Origin of the sequence: Paenibacillus paridis, from assembly GCF_006345825.1 — a bacterium.
Taxonomy (GTDB): Bacteria; Bacillota; Bacilli; order Paenibacillales; family Paenibacillaceae; genus Pristimantibacillus; species Pristimantibacillus paridis.
Map to the genome: position 1 here is coordinate 81,968 of NZ_VCIX01000079.1, position 16,232 is coordinate 98,199.

At 47.9% G+C, this 16,232-nt stretch carries 6 protein-coding genes; all 6 read right to left on the reverse strand.

The window, feature by feature from the left end:
* Positions 1-24: 24 nt before the first annotated feature.
* Entirely contained in the window at positions 25-1,800 is a 1,776-nt protein-coding gene (locus tag FJQ58_RS09070; protein WP_139992509.1) for a cache domain-containing sensor histidine kinase, read from the reverse strand.
* 127 nt (positions 1,801-1,927) lie between these two features.
* Positions 1,928-2,974 carry an ABC transporter substrate-binding protein gene (locus FJQ58_RS09075; protein WP_139992511.1) on the reverse strand — a complete coding sequence of 349 codons (1,047 nt, stop codon included), beginning with the start codon at positions 2,972-2,974 and terminating at the stop codon, positions 1,928-1,930.
* Between the two features lie 143 nt (positions 2,975-3,117).
* On the reverse strand, positions 3,118-4,158 hold the full coding sequence (gene yjfF / locus FJQ58_RS09080; RefSeq protein ID WP_139992513.1) for a galactofuranose ABC transporter, permease protein YjfF: 1,041 nt from the start codon (positions 4,156-4,158) through the stop codon (positions 3,118-3,120).
* Positions 4,155-5,165 carry an ABC transporter permease gene (locus tag FJQ58_RS09085; RefSeq protein ID WP_139992515.1) on the reverse strand — a complete coding sequence of 337 codons (1,011 nt, stop codon included), beginning with the start codon at positions 5,163-5,165 and terminating at the stop codon, positions 4,155-4,157. The genes yjfF and FJQ58_RS09085 overlap by 4 nt, the downstream gene beginning before the upstream one ends.
* The gene (locus FJQ58_RS09090; RefSeq protein WP_139992517.1) at positions 5,137-6,669 is read right to left on the reverse strand and encodes a sugar ABC transporter ATP-binding protein; all 1,533 of its coding nucleotides are present in this window, start codon (positions 6,667-6,669) and stop codon (positions 5,137-5,139) included. Before FJQ58_RS09090 ends, FJQ58_RS09085 begins: the two co-directional genes overlap by 29 nt.
* Before the next feature lie 208 nt (positions 6,670-6,877).
* Positions 6,878-16,039 (reverse strand): family 43 glycosylhydrolase, encoded by a 9,162-nt coding sequence (locus FJQ58_RS09095; RefSeq protein ID WP_139992519.1) that lies wholly within the window; start codon positions 16,037-16,039, stop codon positions 6,878-6,880.
* Positions 16,040-16,232 lie beyond the last annotated feature (193 nt).

Below are 16,232 nucleotides of genomic sequence, written 5' to 3' on the forward strand. Positions count from 1 at the left end.
TGTGAGTAACAAGCTCTTTCAGCCTCAATCGTTGTTTACCGGCAGATAAACATTTATTCTTGTGCCTACGCCATATTCGCTCTTCACTTCAATCCCGTAGGACGGACCGTATGTAAGGCGGATTCGCTCATTGACATTGAATAAACCAAACCCGTTTTTATGTTCTGGATTGCTTGAATCCTTCAAGCCTTGCTCAAGAAGCTCCAGCTGCTCCGGCTTCATGCCCTGCCCGTTGTCGATAACCGACAAGACAAGGTGATTGTCGATATGTACCGTTTCAATCCGAATATGGCCTTTTCCCTTTTTCATTTTGATGCCGTGATAGATCGCATTCTCGACGAGCGGTTGAAGAATAAGCTTCAATAAGCGGTTATATTTCAAGCTCTCGGGTATTTCTTGAATCTCGTAGCTAATCTTGCTCTCATACCGCATCATTTGAATAATGAGATAGCTGTCCACATGCTTGATCTCATCTTCGAGAAAGATCATTTCGTTTCCTTTGCTTAAACCAATTCGGAACAGATTGGTCAGTGCGATTATAATCTCAACAATATCGTCGGCCCCTCTGTCCTGTGCCATCCACTGAATCGTATCAAGCGTGTTATACAGAAAATGCGGCTTTATCTGTTCTTGCAGCACCTTGAGCTCCGCTTCCCTCTTCTCTTTCTGCTCGGTATAGACCATATGGATCAGCTGCTCGATCTCCTGTACCATTTTGTTGAAGCTGTCGCCCAATTGGCCGATTTCATCCTTCGAGCCGCCTTTGAACCGCAGATGGAGCTCTCCCTCCTCCACACGGTGCATAATGCGCCGCAGCTTGCGCACCGGATTAATGATCGAATTCGTAAAGAACCAAGAGACGATGATTGCTAAAATGATCGTGAGCAGCACGACGATAACGGTATACAGCTGCCATTTGATGACCACCGATTTGGATTCATCCAATGGAAAGACGCTGACGATCTTCCAATTCGTGCGCTCGAATCGATCCTGCATGATTTGAAAGGCTCGATTGTTGATCTTTTTCTCCATGCTCGTGTAACCGCTTTCTAACCACTTGTTGTCAATCCTATATACAATTAAGTTAACCGGTGAATATACAATGCCCCCGTGCGAATCGGTAATATAGACGAACCCGCTTTTTCCTAACGACACGGATTCAATCGTTTTTTGAAAAATGCTTAGCTCCATATCCAGCAAGATAACGCCCAGCACCTCATTCGTGTGCGGATCCTTAATCGCCTTTACGAAAGACAGCACTTGATCGGCACTGTAATTGTATTCCGATTTAATGTTCCTTCCAATGGGCTTGCTGATCAACAGCAGCTCATCGGGCTTAGCAACCGCTTCCTTGTACCAGCTCTCCGAGGTTAACGGGTCCCGAATGATTCTCTCCAGTCTATTGCTGACATACTGATCCTTTTTATTCACGATTAGCAGGCCTGCGATTTCGCGATGCCTTCGTTCGTACATGGCGATAACCTTTTCGATGTCGGCTTCTCGAGCGCCCGTGACATCCGCCCCCGTTACAAGCCCTTCACTGAAAAAAGACATCACGTTGTTGTCGTCCGCGACATAAGCCAAAATATTTTCCATTTCATCGAAATAATACACAATGTTATTTTTAACTTGCTTCATCATCTGAATCGTATGTTCATTGGTCGTATCTTCAATGGAACGTTTGTAAACCCCTGTGCCGACTGCGCTTAACGTAACGATTGACAATAATATAATAATGACAAAATAAATGAGAAGCTTGAACCTAATACTGCGATTTTGAAATCGTTGGATAATCTCCAAGCGTTTGATTCCTGCAAACACGTTCTCACCTATTTCTTTTTAATCTCAGTATATATCGACTTTTTTTGATGGGAAACAACAAATTGCAAAGGGGCATGGGCCCCTTTGCAATTTGTTGCATTCGAGTTTAATAGAGGCGGTTTGGCAATGCATCGATCGCTTTTTGACCGAAGTAAACATCCTCGTCTGATTTGATCCATTTTTCCAACGTTTTGCCTTCTTTGAAGTCAAGAATGGCTTGTTTTAATTGAGGCCCTAGCAACGGATTGCACTCAACAGTAACATTCAACTTCCCGTCGCGGATGGCTTCAAACGCCGGTTTGATTCCGTCCACCGATACGACGAAAATGTCTGTTCCCGGCTTCAAGCCGTACTCTTCAATCGCTTGAATCGCCCCAAGCGCCATGTCATCGTTATGTGCGTAAACCGCTTGAATATTTTTGCCATCGGATTTCAAGAAGGCTTCCATAACTTCTTTGCCCTTCGCACGGGTAAAGTCTCCGGATTGGGATTTAATGATTTTGTAGTTAGGGTTGCCGTCAACAATTTCTTTGAATCCCTTTTGGCGGTCGTTCGCAGCGCTCGCGCCAACCGTTCCTTGAAGCTCAACGATGTTTACTTGCTTGTCAGCGCCAAGCAGCTCCATCATCGTTTTTGCTGCATTTTGTCCTTCAAGCACGAAATCGGAACCGATAAATGAAGTGTAAAGCGACTCATCGCTTACTTTTACTGTACGGTCAAGCAGAAATACGGGAATGTTTGCAGCTTTTGCTTCTTCCAGCACCGTTTCCCAGCCTGATTCAACGACTGGCGCAAGCGCGATGGCGTCTACTTTCTGGGAGATGAAGGTGCGGATCGCTTTAATTTGATTCTCTTGTTTTTGCTGGGCATCGGAGAACTTCAGCTCGAACTGCGCGTCGCTGCCGAAGGTGTCCTTGATCGATTGCGTTTCAGCATCCCGCCAACCGCTCTCCGCACCGATCTGCGAGAAGCCCAGGACGATCTTTTTGTCCGATCCTTTGTCTTCTGGCGCAGGAGCCGTCGTCTCCGTCCCTGCATTCGTTGCCGCAGTCCCTCCATTATTGTTAGCTGCATTGCCGCTGCATGCCGATAGCAGAAGCCCCACCGCTAACACCGTTGTCATGACAAAAGAACTCTTTTTAAACTTAAACATTTTTTTGTTCCTCCCTTTATATGCTGTGTGTTGATCACATTATTAATATAATTCGTTTCAATTTTATTGTATTTAGATAATAACGTTATATTTTGCTAAATTCGGCACTATCTGTAATTCGTGATTATGATTTATTCATAACTTTAAACCGAAGCCGGCGCTCGACGATCCCCGCCGTTTGGGGCTGGTTTCCCCGCAGCATGGCTGATGATGCGCCGTCTTTGCCTGCGAATAACAATTACCCTTTGCAGAAGAATAAACAGGAATAATAGGAAGCCCACTGCAATTTTGGTCCACCATGAGCTCAGCGTGCCCTGATACATGACAATGGTTTGAATAATGCCGGAGCAGATAACGCCTAATAAAGGACCAACCAAGTAGCCAAAACCACCCGTGAGCAGAATGCCCCCGATGACGCAAGCGGCAATGGCATCCATCTCCATTCCCATTAAATGAAGATTGTAGCCAGACAACATGTAGAAGGTGAATACAATGCCGCCAAGCGCAGAACAGAAACCGCTAATGGTGTATACCAATACGGTAATGCGAGGAACCGGCAGGCCCATGAGCACTGCTGAGCGCTCGCTGCCTCCGATCGCAAATACCGCCCTGCCGAATTCCGTGTATTTGGCGACATAGATAGCGATAGCGACGACCGCGAGTGCGATTACGACGCTCACCGAGATGAAGTTGGACCCGACCAGATTGATTTTGAATTTGGAAATGGCGGTATACGTTGCATTCTCGATGACGATGCTTTGCGTGGTTATGAAATAGCTCGCCCCTCTCGCAAGAAACATGCCTGCGAGGGTAACAATCCAAGGGTGGAGGTCGAAGCGTTGAATCAAGTAACCTTGCGCAGCTCCGAACAAAATGCCGATGAGCAAGCAAATGGCCATAACCGCGTATGCATTCATGCCCTCCTGCAGCAGCGCAGCCGATACGACGCTTACGAATGCAACGACTGAAGCAACGGACAAATCGATTCCGCCTGTAATAATAACGAAAGCAAGCCCCGTCGCAACGATAATCAGATAAGCGTTATCAATAAATAGATTGAAGAAAACCTGCCATGTGAAAAATCCGGTGTAGAGGACTGAGCCGGCACCGTATAATAAAATAATAAGCAGCAATGTCGAGAGAATAATAATATTGTTCTGATTGATTCGAAGATTCAGCTTCATCCTGCCACCGCCTGTTTATTCTTCTGCTGGAACACTCGTCTGAAACGGTCGGATTGCATCAAGCTTACAACGATAACAACAATAGCTTTCACAACCATAATGCGTTCAGGCGGTACCCCCATGGAGTAGATCGTTGTCGTTAGTGACTGAATGAACAAAGCCCCGATTACCGTACCGGCAAGGAAGAATCGTCCTCCCCGCATGGAGGTTCCGCCAATAACGACCGCCAAGATCGCATCCAGCTCAATCCATAAGCCTGCATTATTCGCATCCGCACTGCTAATATTCGAGCTGACAAGCAGTCCTGCAATCGCAGCGCAGAGGCCGCAAACGATGTAAACGAATAAGTATATTTTCCGGGGCTCAACGCCCGCATACTCACTGGATATTTTATTTGTGCCCGTTGCCTCAAGGAAAAGCCCAAGAGCGGTACGCTTTTTCAAATACAGAACAAAGAGAAACACGAATGCCGCGATAAAGATGGAGAAAGGCAAGCCTAAGAAAAACCCTTTACCGATGAAACCGAAAGCCTTATCGTCGGTAGTAAGCACCTTGCCTTCCGTTATTAATTGTGCGATTCCTCGGCCCACGGTCATGAGAATTAAAGTCCCAACCATGGGCTGTATGCCCAGGTAAGCGATCAACAAGCCATTCCATAAGCCGCATAATACCCCGACGATCAAAGCGGCGACTATGGCAAGCCAAAGCGGTACGACGCCAAGCAGGGAGATGGCAACCGCACCCGCTATCGCCAGAACGGAGCCGACCGAGATATCGATGCCTTCCTTCGCAATAACAAGCGTCATGCCAATGGCAATAACCATAATGGGTGCAGCGCGATTCAAAATATCGATCAAGCTTCCGAAGAGATGGCCGTTTTTGATTTCGATATTAAAAAAACCTGGAACAAAAAATAAGTTGAACAACAAGATGGCGGCTAAAGCCGTAATTGGCCAAATGATTTTGGTATGCATGATACTAGCTGCCCGTTTGCGAATACTGCTCATGTGAACCGCCTCCTTCTGCAATCATCTTCATAATATTGGTTTCCGTCATGTGATCGCCGCTAATTTCGCCTACCTGCATCCGGTCGCGCAGCACGACGATCCGATCCGCGCATTCAATCATTTCTTGAAGCTCAGAGGAGATAATTAAGATCGAAAGCCCCGACTTCGCCAGATCCAATATCAGCTTGCGAATCTCGCCTTTGGAGCCAACGTCAATCCCCCTTGTCGGTTCATCGAGAATGAGCAGGCTTGGTTCCGTAGCGAGCCACCGTGCCAAAATAACCTTCTGTTGATTGCCGCCGCTTAAATTATCGATACGCTGCTCCATGCTAGGCGTCTTGATTCGAAGCAGCTCGATAAATTTGCGCGCAATTTCCTGCTGTTTTTTTAAAGGGATATAGTTGAAAATGCCCTTTTTCGCCTGAAGCGCGAGCACAATATTTTCACGTATCGTCAGCTCGCCCACAATGCCTGCTACTTTCCGATCCTCCGGGCAGAAGCCTACTCCCTTCCGGATGGCCTTCTTCGGATTCATCGACTGGAACGTCTCCGACCCCAGCGTCAGAATGCCGCTGTCGGACTGGTCAATGCCAAAGATGAGATTGGCGAACTCCGAACGGCCCGATCCGAGCAAGCCAGCAAGTCCGACAACCTCTCCCTTCTTGACAGATAAGCTGACCGGTTTCACGGAACCCGCTCTCGTTAAAGCTTGGGTAGACATCGTGACTTCAGAGGTATAGCTCTGCTCCTTTTTACGATGCTCGTCCTCTTCTCTCCATTCACGGCCAATCATATTCGATACGAGACTGCTCTTGGACAGCTTGCTCGTCTCATATTCACCGACTAAAGCGCCATTGCGCAAAATCGTGATCCGATCGGTGATATCGTAAACCTGGTCCAGGAAGTGGGTGACAAACACGATTCCCATCCCCTCGTCGCGAAGCTTGCGCATGACATCGAACAATTGCTGCACCTCTTGATTGTCCAAGCTGGAGGTGGGCTCATCGAGAATAAGAACGCCACTGGACATGTCAACCGCCCTCGCAATCGCAACCATTTGCTGAATGGCGACCGAGAAATCCGACAGCGGCTGCTTCACATCCAGATTTAAATTCAACCGTTTCAGCAAGCGCTCGCTGTCCTCGTTCATCCGTTTCCAATCAATCGAGCCTCTACGCTTCGGCACGCGGCCGATATACAAATTTTCTGCCACAGACAAATTAGGGCATAAATTGATTTCCTGATACACCGTACTGATTCCGAGCATTTGCGCCTCCTGCGGCGACTTTGCCGTAATCAGTCTCCCATTTAATTTCACTACACCTTTATCCATCGCGTGCACGCCAGTCAGCACTTTTATCAAGGTAGATTTCCCCGCGCCATTCTCGCCCATCAATGCGTGAACCTCTCCTTTTCGCAAGGTGAAGTTTACGCCGCTAAGCGCTTTAACGCCGGGAAAGGTTTTGCTTACGTCATCCATCTTCAGTAGAACGTTTCCGTTCATTAGGCCACTCCTTCCTCTATGAACACTCTATTTTTATGATCAATTATCATTTTACGGATTCAAGCAGCCGTTGTATTTACACGCAAAAGCTATTTTATACATTATTCGGTCCTTTTCCTTGATCCGAAATAAGCTGAAATAAGCAAATAAGCGCCGCCTCCCGCATAGATCTGCGAGGGGCGGCGCTTAAAGATAACGAAGGTTTAGATTAAGGAATCAGCTTAAATAGACCATAAACAATCTTGGCTGCTTCTGCTCTCGAAGCATGATCCTTTGGTGCAAAGCGGCTAGCGCCTTTACCATTAATAATGCCTGCGGCTTGCATTGCGCTGACACTCTCTGCAGCGAATGCGGCAATAGTCGATTGATCGGCAAATGGATTCGTTTCTTCTGAAGAAGAAAGGTCTACGGCAGCAAGCTTCGATGCGCGATAGGCCATAGCGGCCATCTCTTCTCGCGTAATTTCATCATTTACGCCAAAGCTGCCATCCGTTTTGCCATTCACAACGCCAAGCGTTTGGGCTAGCGCCACGGCTTGGTAATACCATGCTTCTTGCGACACGTCGCTAAACGTGCTTGTCGCGCTGCTGTCCGTGAAGGCAAACGCGTTCATCAGCATCGTAATGAATTGAGCTCTCGTTACTTTGCTGCTCGGAGCAAACAATTGGTTGCCGACGCCATTCACAATTTCACGAGCTGCCAATGCATGGATGCTTTCTTGCGCCCAAGCGACTTGGGAAAGATCCGTGAAAGCAGCAGGCTTGTATACAGCAGCGTATTGACCAGAATGCCCGGCTTCAAATACTGCTTTCCCTGTTTCAGCATCGAATTTGGCATGCTTAATTAGAGACAGCTTTCCTTGGTCATCGATGTAATAAATGACGACTTGATTAGGATTTTCATTCGGCAGCAGCTTATAATCAAGCGATACTTTAAGCCATTTATCGCCCAAGTCAGATTGCTTGCCTCCATTAACGCTTAGCGTAATCGCATAGACAGGCTTATCGCCGATTACGGCAGCCGCTTCGGAAGATAAACTTTGTTTGTTAACCCCGGACAAAGAGAGAGCAATGACTGCAGCTTTATCCAGTCCTGGAGCTATTGGTCCGGTCTTTAGGTTAAACGTTGTGGAACCAAACACAATCTCTACATTCTCAATTCCCTTCTGCTTGGCTGCTTCAAGCTGGCCCGCAGTCAGTGATAGAATGACTTCTTTAGCAGTATCTGCATTTTGCAGCATAATCGTCACGGACTTATTCACCGCTTGGGCAAGTACCGCTTCGAAATCCGCTTGTGCTACTTTCAGAAGCAGCTGTCCGTTTTCATTCGGCTTAATCGCAGGCAAGGTCAGTACATGACCTTCAACCTTTGCAACCGGCTCCGGTGCAGAACCTCCTCCGCTAGGCTGCTCTCCGCCATTGCCTGGGTTTTCTGAATCCTTTTGTCCGGAAATGGTAACGGCAATCGTATCGAAGACGGACGGACGGCCAGCGGAGACCGCTTTTACCGTAACGACCCCATCGTTCAAAGCCGTCAATAGACCCGTTTGCGAAATCGATGCTGCTTGCTCCCCGCTTTCGATCAACCATTGTACTTGTTTGTTCGTAGCGTCAATCGGAAGTACCGATGCATTCAGCTGGAGTGTGCCGCCTTTTGTCGTAATCGCAGCAGCACCGCCTTGGCCGTTGATGACAATAGATTCAACCTCAATCTCCTTGTAATTAGAAGGCATGCGCTGCGGCGTCATCGTTGGACCCCACACTTCCATTAAGTCAGGGCCGTTCGCCTGCGGAACGAATTGTACGCGGTCAATCGCAAGCTTTCTTGGCTCTGTTTGGCCAATTCCATAATGCACATGATAAACCATAAACAATTCTTTCCCGTCAGGGGATTGCACGAGCGAGTGATGCCCTGCTCCCGGCACGAGCTCATTAGCTTTCATAATCGGATTGAACTCGTATTTGGTCCACGGCCCAGTAGGCGTAGGAGCAGTCGCATAGCCTACTCCGTAATCAGGACTTTGGAAATGGTTTCCTGAATACGTCATGTAATAAGTTCCCTTGTGTTTAATGACAAATGGGCCTTCATTAATGCTAGCGACCGGCTGCTTCTGGCTTTTCTCCCAAGCCTGCGTCGGCGCAAATACAAATTGAACCGTATCTTCTTTGATTGTTTTCATATCATCGTTCATTTCAGCAACCATAATATGGTTATCATTATTGAAACGAACAAAGTACAAATAGGTTTTCCCGTCTTCATCCGTAAAGATATGCGCGTCAATCTCAGGCGTATTCAGATGAATAGGCGCTTGTACCTCTTGAACAAAAGGTCCGAGCGGCGAATCGCTTGTGGCAACGGCGAGACGTTCCTCAACGGCATAGTACATATAGAATGTACCGTTTTTCTCAATGACCTCCGGCGCCCAGAAGCGGTTGTTACCCCATGAATTTTTGTTTTCCAGCGCATAACCATGCTCCTGCCAGTTAGCAAGATCCGATGACGAATACACCTTAATGCCATTTGGCATATTCGGATAATCGGCGGTATTTGTACCGTACAGGTAATAGACGCCTTCATAGAACAACACATGCGGATCAGCAATATCAGGAAGCTGTTCCGTATTCGTATAGGTTGGGCCTGTGAGCGTTTCCGCGTAAGCGCTAACCTTCACATTGTCAAACTGTGCTTTGGCATTAAACGTTCTAAAGCCAATGGAGCTTGTTGCAAGGTGGGTCGATTCCGCTACGTCAAACTTAGGATACGGATTGACATTCAGCGGGTTGTCATTGATGTAAACCTGGATGTGGTCTTCACTCGCAATAATTTTAATGGTATACCATTCGTTTGCTTGAATCGGAAGATTTCTTGTTGCGAGCTCTCTCCACTTCCCGTTTGTGAAACTGCCTAAAACAGCAGACTTGTTCGCCGCATTAATGCCGACATAATAACCGTCCAATGCATCAGGGCCCACGGCCGGGTTAGAAGCTCTAAATACGAGTCCGGCTTCCGTTCCGCTAACAATCTTCACGTCCGTTTCCAACACGTAATCGGTAAAGTTCATGCTATTCAGGATGGCTTTGTAGCCCGCTCCGCTCGATACCGTATAGGCACCCTCGCTTTCTGACCATACGCCGCCGTAAGTGCTCCATTCGGTAGGATCTAAACTGGAGAAATCTTCACTGTACAGCACTTCACCCGGCTTAATCGCCCCTACTACCGTGACGGTAGCTCGCGAAGTGAAATCCCCATTTTTAGAAGTTGCCTTAATGACTGCTCTGCCTGGCGATACGCCAACAACTAATCCTGTTTCGCTTACAGTCGCAATGCTTTCATTAGAAGATGACCATGTTACATCGGACCCGCTCTTGCCTTCATTCACGAGCTGAATCTTCTCGCCAGCCTGCAAATGGGCTGATTTCGGTGCGAGATCAACGCCTCCCTCGATCGTTCTAACCGCGATATAATCAAAAGTCGCATCGATAGGATCGTTAGGCGCAACGACATTGCTCGCGAAAAACCCGACTTTTATTGAGCTTAAGTCAACGGTCATTGCATCAGCAGCTTGAATCCATTCATAGCCGTTCCAGTAATAAGTCGTATACACATTGCCTAATTTTTTAATTTTCAGCGTGAGTGTATCGCCTCCAGGATGATTAACGAAATTAGTTGCCTTTTGGTATTTCCGGTCTATTTCGTACGCGGTTTCGATAATTTGGCCGCTAGCCCACACATGAGATAGCTTCACAAAATGGTCGGCATCCTGCCATACGATCAAGCCTGCTTGCTGATGGTTTTTGGTAACTGGGGCCGTCAGCTTCGTTACCAATTCGAAATCGCTGCCTGCCGCAACATTTTTCAAGAACACATTATTTAATGAGTTGTTATCTTGATAAATATCCGTAGCCGTTGTTCGCAGCGTCATAAAGCCAGGGTTTTTCGTCAAGCTCCAGTTAGAAGCAAGCTCTTGGTACACCGACCAATCCTTATTCAGCTCGGGAGCATCAAAATGATCCACTATAAATGCAGAAAGATTAGGCTCCTGCGACTCAGGCAGTACGTTAACCGTGCTTTCTGCTAAAATGCTTTCATTCGCTGCGCTTACCACGCGGATTTGCGTCGTTCCCGGCTGTTTCGCAGTGATCTCAAACATTGTGCGTCCTGTCAATGAATCCTTGCCCACAACAGCCGCTGTCGCTACATTCGGATTGGAAGAGGTAATCGTTACATTCTTATCCGAAATCATCATTGGTTTGATGGTTGAAGTAAGCGCCGTTACAGCTCCAATCGCTACATTAAGAACGGACTTATCCAAGCTAAGCGATTCAATTGGAAGCTTATTGGCAGGTTCCGCCACAAGACGTTCAAGCACGATATAGTCAATCTGAGCAAAATTCGTTTTCTTCGAAAGCCGGATTGTGTTCGATCCCGCTTCCAACGTCACATCGACGGAGGACGGATTCGTATGGCCCCAGCCATAGTTTCTGTAAGCGATGGCTTGCCCCTTCGTTCCGTTCACGGATACGTCATGCTCGGCAATGGCACCGCCTGAGCTTCCATTCTCAGCCATGACGATCAAGCTGTATTCTCCGGCACTAGCCGCTTCGACGTTAAATTCTACAAAGTCGTTGCTTGCTGCATCGAGCTGTCCTACAACTTTCCCGCCAGAGCTGTTCTCCGATTGGACGACAGCTGCGCTGCCATGAAGCACGGCATCCTCTGCTTCATACCTATGGCGATCAATCAATGGCGTGCCGCTTGGCTGTTCCACCAGCGCATTGTAAGCAACTGGCGTGCCGAAATTCGGCGTGCCATCCGCATTCCAAGTAAATTTCTGTGCTCTTACGCTCCGATTCCCCCAGCTTCCGCCCGACTTCATGGTCGCGTGGTAAACGATCCAATCCTCTTTCCCATCAGGCGAGGTTGTAAACGTGTTATGCCCCGGTCCGAAACTCATTGGCGCTTTGGTGAATACGGGTCCGCTTTTTGTCCACGATGCGGCATTAAGCAGGTTACCGTCTGTGTTGGTAAGCATGCCTAGAGTGTACTCATCGGTCCAGCTTCCGCTTGCGGAGTATACAACGAACACCTTGCCATCCTTTTTCAATATTTCCGGTCCTTCGTTAATGTATGGCGAGCCATTCAATTCCCATGGTTTTTCAGGGGTAGAAAGCAATACTCTTGGTCCGTTTATCGTCCATGGATTGCTCATTGGCGCAATATAAAGGTTCTGCCTTACATTCGTGTTGCCTTCCCATCCTGACCATACAAAATACAAGGATTGGTTGTCAGCTTGCAAGACCGCGCCGTCAATTGCCCATTTGTCAGTTGAATCAGCGACTTTTCCTTTGAAAGTGTAGGTTCCTTGCGGATCCTGCGAGTTGCCTTCCAAGGCATACATACGATGGTTGTTGTTGTTTCCGTCATCCGCAGCAAAATAGATATACCATTTGCCATTAATATACTGCAGCTCCGGTGCCCAAATTTCTTTCGAGTACATCGTTCCTGCAGGCGGCGTATAAACGGTTACCCGTGGGGATGATCCGATATCTTCCAATCGTTTGGCTTTGGCAACGACAAGTGACGTGTCATTATCTGATTTTGCATAATAATAATAGCCATCCTTGAATACGATCGTCGGGTCTGCGGAGCCCGCGGGTCCCGATACCGGTACGATCGGATTAGTAAAGGTCGTTGCGGCTTGCACCGTTACCGCTGCAGCAGCAGAGAATCCGCCATCGGCTGAAGTCACCGTAATCGTGGCCGTACCTTCGGCTATTCCCTTTACAGTGCCATCTGTTCCGACATGGGCAATGCCTGGTTTGCTGGAGCTCCAGGTCAACTGCTGGTTCGAGGCATTTACCGGCTTAAGCGTCGCTAGCAGCGTCTCTTTTTGCCCAACCTTTACCGTAATTGCAGAAGGCGTCAAGCTCACTGATTCAACCGGTATCTCCGAATAAACCGGCAGCAACACTTGTTTCGCCAGGTTTGGCCCCGCCCATTTCACGTGCATGCTCGCATCTCCGGCAGCATGGACATACTCGATCGTCACGGCCAGTTTTTCTCCGCCTGTCAGCGCGATCGTCCCGCTCACTTCTTCTCTGCCATGTGATTGCTTGTTGATGACTTGAATGTCGTCAATCCATACTCTTGCAATGTTGTCGCTGTCTGCAAAAATTGTATAATTGCCTGTTGCGCCGGGCTGGATCGTCCCTGTCCACCGGATCGAGAAGTTATCCTCGCCAATGCCTACGGATGAATCAGGCGATCCCGTCCCTCTCTCATTGCCAAGGTCGAAATCAACACGCGGGGTGATCGATTTCTTGACAGGCTGTTCGAAGTTGCTGTCTTTAAAATACTGTACGCCGAAGATCGGCAGCGTATCGTAGGCATCGCCTACCAAAGCTTTAATATCATTGACATCCCAAGGATGGCCGTCTGGATAAACAACGCCATGGAATGGCACGGCCGGCTCTTCCGTCAGCGGATTAACATCGCTTCCCCAAGGGAATCTTGTGTTATCACGGCCAATCCCGAGTGACCACATGACAAAGCCCAATCCTTTTTTGCCAAAATTGTTGACTACTCCCGGAACCGATTGCGTTAGACGATTCATGACCTCATCGGCAAGCACGCCTTGATTTGGCCCGTATCTGTCCGGATAGGTAGGGTAATCGGATTCATAGGGATGGTACGTAATGAAGTCAGAGAACGGTCCGCCCGAGAATTGGCCTCCTGTGGAGGTAACCGGAATCGTGGAGCCCGTTTCCTTAATCCAAATTCGCGAATCGTTCATTATTTGTTTCGTAACAGTGTCCATCAAGCCGCTTTCGCCATTGCTTGGCTCGTTGTAGACGTTCCACACCGCAATTCGATCATCGTTCTTAAATGCGCCTACTACCCCTTGCACGTAAGCTTTGAGCTTTTCCTTGTTAGCCGCATAATCTGCTTTCACCGTATCGCCTGGAGCTTCGACCCATTGGCTGTTATGCGCGCCGTATCTAGGTTTTGGCTGATCGCCCCAAACCGGGAAATCGCCCCAGCAATCGTCAAAAAATACGAGCTCGACTTTAATGCCATATTGATCTGCTAAGGAAAGGAAATCTTCTAGGTTAGCTAAGAAATTCACCTGATCATTTTCCCACAATAGGTTATGCATAAATACCCTTACGAAATTAATGCCATACGTTTTGGCATAGGAGAGCTCACGATCATTAATTTCATGGTCATAGCTGCGCCATTGCTCAATTTGATTGACTGCGCTAGTCGGAACGAAGACGGCGCCTTGTACCCATGACCAGTCAAAAACAGGAAGCGTTACTGCGCCGGTGTCCGTGACCTTAATATTGTCATAGGCTGCGTCTACGAGAAACGTCCTAAGGCCGATTGCGCCTTGCGTATACGTACGGTCTACTACGCTGACTACAACCTCGTCATTGATATATACCTCGATGTTACTTCCTTCAGCAACGACCTTTAACCGGTAGACCGTATTTTGGCTAATCGGATAAGGAATGGAGGCCAGCTCTGTCCAATTGTTGTTGAACTTCCCAACCTGAACACGCCCATTCACGGCTATACCCGCAAAGTAGCCTTTAAGGTTATCTGTACCAACCGTAGGATTGCTGACTCTGAAAAGCACACCCGCATTCTCGTCTCTTTCGCCTTTGCTTACAGAGATATCCGTTTCGTAGGTGAAATTGCTGTAATTGGTGTTATTTGCAATGGATTTGAAGCCTGAGCCTTCGCCTACTTTATATTTCCCGTCGGTCACGCTCCAAGAACCGCCATAGGTTGTCCAACCCGTTGCGTTCCCGCTGTCAAAGCCTTCATTAAAAGTTGCGGCTTTGCTCGTTAAGCTCGTCAATTTAAAGTTATCGTAAGTAACAAGATTGTTATCATTCCAAGCTCTGAGCCCGATCTTGCCTGCTTGATACTCCGTATCCGCGAATTGATACTCCAATTTGCCATTTACATAAATGTAATAGGTTGAACCGTAGCCTACCACTTTCAAATGGTTGTTCTGGTTTGGATAAACGGCCGCGAATGATTTTGCAATTCCCGTCCAGCTTCCGCTGCCATTATTACCGGCCGCATTCATTTTCCCGACTTCAAGCGTACCGTCTGCAGCAATCCCTGCATAATAGCCGCTCATCTTATCCGCACCGTTGCCCGGATCGGCAACCCTGAATATGAAGCCGCTGTTTTGCCAGCTTGCATAAGGATTAATATCGGCCTCTACGATGAAATGCTCAGGCGATGCATCAAGCAGCGCCTTGTCGCCCCTGCTGTTCGTTACTTGGTATTTGCCGCCAACCGCTTGCCAATTCGCTGTTTGTGTACCGGTAAAGGTTGACCACTGCTGGGTAAGCCCATTGTCGAAATCATCCTTTAATTCCCCGTCGCTTCTAGCGATGACATAAGCTGCTTCCACCGTATCCGACACCGTTTCGCCTGCTTTCTCCGCATAGGCACGAATATTCGTGACCGTCCCTACTGTAATTGGAGAAGTATAAAGGGGAGAATTCCCGTTTGGCTGACTACCGTCAGTCGTATAACGAATCGTTGCCCCAACCGATGCCGAAGTGATTGAAACCGTTTGCAACGAATCGTACTGCCCTGGCGCAATGCTGAACTCCGGTGCGGCTGTTGTCTGCTCGAAGCGCTCTCTAACGACGATATTATCTACCGTAGAGGTTCCCCACCAGGTCCGAAGCCCGATTTGGCCGCCTTCCGTAATTTGTCTGCCGTCATTATCGATTAAGTCAATCACTGGCGTGACCATGTCATTCAGGAAGACTTGAATATGGTTACCGATTGCGACCACTTTCACATGGCCTTGGTTCCACTTGACCGGAACGATCTTCAGCTCCTTCCACTCATCGCCATTACCTGTTACTCTTCCGAGCGTCATTTTCTTGTCTACCGTTAATGCCGCGTAATAGCCCGTATAGCCGTCAGCCACATTATCCGATACGTTATTTACTCTGAAGAGCAGCCCTGTGCCATCTGAATTGATGCCTCCGATTTTCAGATCAGCTTCATATTGCACGTTTTGAAAATAAGTGCTGGATGCTACCGTTTTGGCACCGGGAGAGCCGTTAATCCGATATTGCTTTGCCGAATTCACCTCCCAAACGCCGCGATTTTGCGGATCCATGGATCCATATGAGGTCCATCCCTCTGCATCCCCGTCATTAAAGTCCTCAATAAAGATGCTCTGTACTGCTGCAGCTGCTGTTAATGCTTCTGTCGCTGATTCTGCTGCTGCCATTTTTGCCGGCGGCAGGAATGAAACGAACAAACTCGCACATAGCATTAACGCCATAGCTTTGCGAAGCGATTGTTTCGCACCGATTACTGAAATTTTCACCGCAATCTTTCCTCCTGTTTCGTCAATTGTCGTACAACCATGGTTAGACCTTGACGCTTACCAAGTCTTAAGCCTTACTCTCCTCGCCATAAGTAAGCCATGGTTCATTCATTATAGAGGATTCTTTTCCGTCTAGTATTTATAATAAACAGTCTTTATTTATATATTTCCGCTCTAAAAAGCGAGAATGATT

Bases quoted from the DNA above. Each gene is read 5' to 3' on its own strand.
- FJQ58_RS09075 (WP_139992511.1), bottom strand. From the start codon at position 2,974: ATGTTTAAGTTTAAAAAGAGTTCTTTTGTCATGACAACGGTGTTAGCG.
- yjfF (WP_139992513.1), bottom strand. From the start codon at position 4,158: ATGAAGCTGAATCTTCGAATCAATCAGAACAATATTATTATTCTCTCG.
- FJQ58_RS09085 (WP_139992515.1), bottom strand. From the start codon at position 5,165: ATGAGCAGTATTCGCAAACGGGCAGCTAGTATCATGCATACCAAAATC.
- FJQ58_RS09090 (WP_139992517.1), bottom strand. From the start codon at position 6,669: ATGAACGGAAACGTTCTACTGAAGATGGATGACGTAAGCAAAACCTTT.